The sequence below is a fragment of the Calditerrivibrio sp. genome, assembly GCA_026415135.1.
Classification (GTDB): domain Bacteria; phylum Chrysiogenota; class Deferribacteres; order Deferribacterales; family Calditerrivibrionaceae; genus Calditerrivibrio.
In genome coordinates, this window is the sequence record JAOAHS010000058.1 from 1 (window position 1) to 4,342 (window position 4,342).

The window sequence follows — 4,342 nt, forward strand, 5'->3', positions numbered from 1 at the left end:
CTCCTCATCAGTTATCCCAAGCATAGCTGAGTAATTACTATCCATCGTAAGATCAAAAAGATTATTGAGTTCAGAAAAGACCCCAGTCTTAGAAAACTTGCTCACCCCTGTAAGCAAAACAAACCTAAGCTTCTCGATCACATCTGCACCCTTTAGGGTACCATAGAAACTTTTAAGTATATCTCTATTACCCTTAGCTATCTCAAGTCGATCTTCACCTAAACCCAAATGGGTGATGATTGGTTTATCGTATTCATCAATCAACACCACAATAGATGATCTATATTTCTTGTAGACCTTATTTACCAAATCTACAAACTGCTCCTTTATACCTGTCCCTTTTATGGATAAACCAAACTCTTCAGCCTTTTGAGATAGGTTAAACTCTATAGCCTTTACAAGGATATCTGGATTGTCCAGTGAGATGGTGTTAAAGTCAAATTTAATGACAACGTATTTTTCCCAATCGTAATCAGATTTTTCTATCCATAGCCCCTTGAACAACTCCCTGTTCCCTTTAAAGACCTGCTCCAGTGTGGATACCAGCAAAGACTTACCAAACCTACGGGGGCGGGAGAGGAAATGGTATTTGGATGAGATAAGCAGTTTATAGATATAATACGTCTTATCCACATACAAAAAACCTTCGTTTATGAGGTTGGCAATATTGGATTCACCTATGGGTAATCTTTTCTTCATGGCTATATTATATCAATAGTTTTTTAGTATGCAATATTTTGTTTTAGATGGGATTAATTGATCATGAACATATATGTTTTTTTGAGCCAAAGATTATCACATATTTTTACCGTATAGTTGTTTTCTGGCAGCTCCTCATTGGTCCGATTTAAAGCAAATCACTTTGGTTGAGTTTTCATAATTGTTGCTATGTCATGCCTTTGTAGTTAGTATCTGGATTATGGTGATACCATCTATTTTCTCAAAGTTAGATAAACCTTTAATAGGACAAATTTGTAATTGCAAAACTTTCATTGACAGGTACTTGTACATGTTTTATGCTATAAATGATCGATGTTTAATAAAATTGTAGGAGGTATATGGATGAAAATCATCATTTTATCTGGGGGTGGAGGTACGAGGCTGTTTCCGCTCTCAAGGGAGAGATTTCCTAAACAGTTTTTACCTCTTTTCGATGGTGAAAGTCTGCTTCAAAAAACTGTAAAAAGATCATTGAAATCAGTAGATGTAAAAGATATAATTATACTTACCAATAAAGATCATATATTTCATATCAAAAATCAACTCAAAGAGTTTACCTCTGAAAACGATATCCCAATTCTCCTCGAGCCTGTAAGGAGAAATACAGCACCTGCTATTGCTCTTGGTGTGTTGTACCTAATTGAAAAAGATAAGGTATCGATGGATGAGCCTATTCTTGTTTTACCATCTGATCACCTTATTACTCCTGATGATAAGTTTTTGCTTTATGTTAACTCTGCTGCCGATATTGCTGCTCAGGGTTATATTGCTACGTTTGGTATAAAACCATCAAAACCCGAAACTGGTTATGGATATATCGAAATAGATTCGAATATTAGAATTGGTGAAGGCTTCAGGATAGAGAGATTTCATGAAAAGCCTTCCTTTGATAGAGCCATAGAATATTTACATTCTGGGAAACATTTTTGGAATAGTGGAATGTTTTGCTTTACTGCGAAAGTCTTTCTGGAAGAGTTAAAGCTATACAGTTCTGAGATATATGAAAAGGTAAATCAACTGTCCTATGAAGAGGTGTTGGAAAATTTTTCTGAAATGCCTGATATATCTATTGATTATGCAATAATGGAAAAGACAGAAAAAGCCGCAGTGTTACCTATGGATATTGAGTGGTCTGATGTTGGTTCGTTTGAAGCGTTGTATGATGTTTTAAAGAAGGATCATTCTGGTAATGCAGTAAAAGGAACTGTTTCAAATATCTCTTCAAAAAATAATCTAATCATTGCCGATAGCAGGCATGTTTTTACCATTGGTGTTGAAGATCTAATCGTAGTTGAGACAGATGATACTGTTTTGATAGCTAAAAAAGGGGAAGGTCAAAGGGTAAAAGACTTGGTAAATCACCTGAAAAAGGGGGCAACAACTAAAGTCTTGACAGAGATACATACCACCGATTACAGACCGTGGGGGAAGTTTACCCTGCTCGATGAAGAGGATCGGTTCAAGATTAAAAGGATAACCGTTAGTCCCAATGAAAGTCTAAGCCTACAAATGCATTACCATAGAAGCGAACACTGGATTGTGGTTAAAGGGACTGCTTTGGTCGTATTTGAGGATGAAGAGGGTCAGTTAAAGGAGAAATTTGTGCGGGAAAATGAGAGCTTATATATACCTAAGACAATGAAACACAGGCTGATAAATCCCGGCAAAGTACCCCTTGAGATTATTGAGGTACAGGTGGGTGAATATGTGGGTGAGGATGATATCGTGAGGTTTGAGGATAGATATAAAAGAAATTAGATAAGAATATCTAACCTTGAATTTGTATGGATATGTTTGAATATTGCTGAAAATCCCTGTAAAATTATAATATGGAAAAGAGAATGAAAAAGCTTCCGATAGGTATTCAGAGCTTTGAAGAGATCCGTAAAGATAGCTATTATTATGTTGATAAGACCCTATTTGTAGATAAGCTTGTAAATGAAGGCAAATACTATTTCCTCTCCCGTCCCCGTAGGTTTGGTAAGTCTCTGTTTTTAGATACCCTAAAGCAGACATTTTTAGGTAAGAAGGAGCTGTTTGAGGGGCTTTACCTGTGTGATAAATGGGATTGGGGTGTGAGCTATCCTGTGGTGCATATAGATTTTGGAGGAGGGGTGGCAAAGGATGAGAGCGATCTTTTACGATGGATAGTCCAACAGATGGAGTTTAACTATCTTCAACTTGGACTCAATTTTTCTTATAGTGAAGATGTAAGGTATCTTTTTAATAAGCTAATCATAGAGGCACATAAAAAGTACAATCAGAAAGTCGTCGTTCTGATAGATGAGTATGACAAGCCGATCCTTGACAGACTTGATAACAAAGATGAGGCGGTGAGGATAAGGGAGGTGCTAAAGAATTTTTATAGTGTCATAAAGCCCCTTGATGCCTATGTGAAGTTTGTGTTTATCACTGGAGTGAGTAAGTTTTCGAAGGTGTCGTTGTTTTCTGGGTTAAATCAATTAAATGATATCACCCTTGATGAGGGCTATGGTACGATATGTGGATATACAGAAGGTGAGCTTAATAGTGTATTTGAAAAGGAGCTTATAGGTGAGGATATAGATGCAATAAGGTCTTGGTATAATGGGTATAGTTTTTTAGGTGAGTCTGTATATAATCCCTTTGATATTTTACTATATTTATCAAAGCGTAAATTTCATCCCTACTGGTTTGAGACAGGTACGCCAACATTTTTAATAAAGCTGTTGGTGGAAAAGGGATTTGATATGTCAAAACTTGAGAAGCTGGTAGCTATGGATAGCCTTATAGGTAGCTTTGATGTGGACTTTATAGAGCCAGAGAATCTCTTATTTCAGACTGGCTATCTTACAATAAAGGGGTATGAACAGATCCCAACGGGTAGTATATATTATCTTGGTTATCCCAACAAAGAGGTGAAGGTATCTCTAAATAGGTATATAACTGGCTATCTGACCCAGAGGCAAGTGGAATCGGGTAGGTTGTATAACGAGCTGTATGATCTGTTCAAGAGAGGGGATGTTGGTCGTATTGAAGGGGTTATCAGGGCACTTTTTTCGAGTATTCCTTATGAGTGGTATAGGAGCAATGAAATATCAAGTTATGAGGGGTATTATGCGAGTGTGGTGTATAGCTTTTTAAGTGGAGCTGGTTTTGATATGGTGGCGGAGGATTATACGAGTAAGGGTAGGATAGATTTGACGATTATGTATGATAACAGGTGTTATATTATAGAGTTTAAGGTATTGGAGCTTGATGGAGGAGGTAGTGCGTTATCCCAGATCAAGTCTAAGGGGTATGCGTCTAAATATGTGGGTAGGTTTGATGAGATATATCTTGTAGGGATGAGCTTTAGTAGAGAGGAGAAAAATCTAATAGAGTTTGAGTGGGAAAAGTGCTAATATCTTGTAATGAAGTATAAAAATAGCTGAAGAAAAATCAGCTAAAACTTTTATTGACTTTAAATCAAATTTAGATAAAATATCTATAATCGCAAAATCAGGGGAAGTCCGGTGTAAATCCGGCGCTGTCCCGCAACTGTGAGCTGGACGAAAGCCATAGATAGCCACTGCCTAAGAAAACAGGTGGGAAGGCTGGCAAGTAGGATGAAGGCAAGCCAGGATACCCTTTTGCGAAATAA

The 4,342-nt window shown here is 37.1% G+C and carries 3 protein-coding genes and 1 riboswitch; of the genes, 2 read left to right on the top strand and 1 reads right to left on the bottom strand.

The window, feature by feature from the left end; all coding sequences use genetic code 11:
* On the bottom strand, positions 1-699 hold a 699-nt coding region (locus N3C60_09350; protein ID MCX8085111.1), incomplete at its 3' end, for an AAA family ATPase.
* A 363-nt stretch (positions 700-1,062) separates the two neighbouring features.
* Between N3C60_09350 and N3C60_09355 the strand changes: the two genes are divergently transcribed.
* Together N3C60_09355 and N3C60_09360 are read left to right on the top strand one after the other, a co-directional pair.
* Complete coding sequence (locus N3C60_09355; GenBank protein MCX8085112.1) at positions 1,063-2,478, top strand: mannose-1-phosphate guanylyltransferase/mannose-6-phosphate isomerase; 1,416 nt, start codon at positions 1,063-1,065, stop codon at positions 2,476-2,478.
* Positions 2,479-2,561: 83 nt separating this feature from the next.
* On the top strand, positions 2,562-4,103 hold the full coding sequence (locus tag N3C60_09360; protein ID MCX8085113.1) for an ATP-binding protein: 1,542 nt from the start codon (positions 2,562-2,564) through the stop codon (positions 4,101-4,103).
* Positions 4,104-4,202: 99 nt separating this feature from the next.
* A riboswitch (cobalamin riboswitch) is annotated at positions 4,203-4,329 on the top strand.
* The last annotated feature ends 13 nt before the right edge of the window (positions 4,330-4,342 follow it).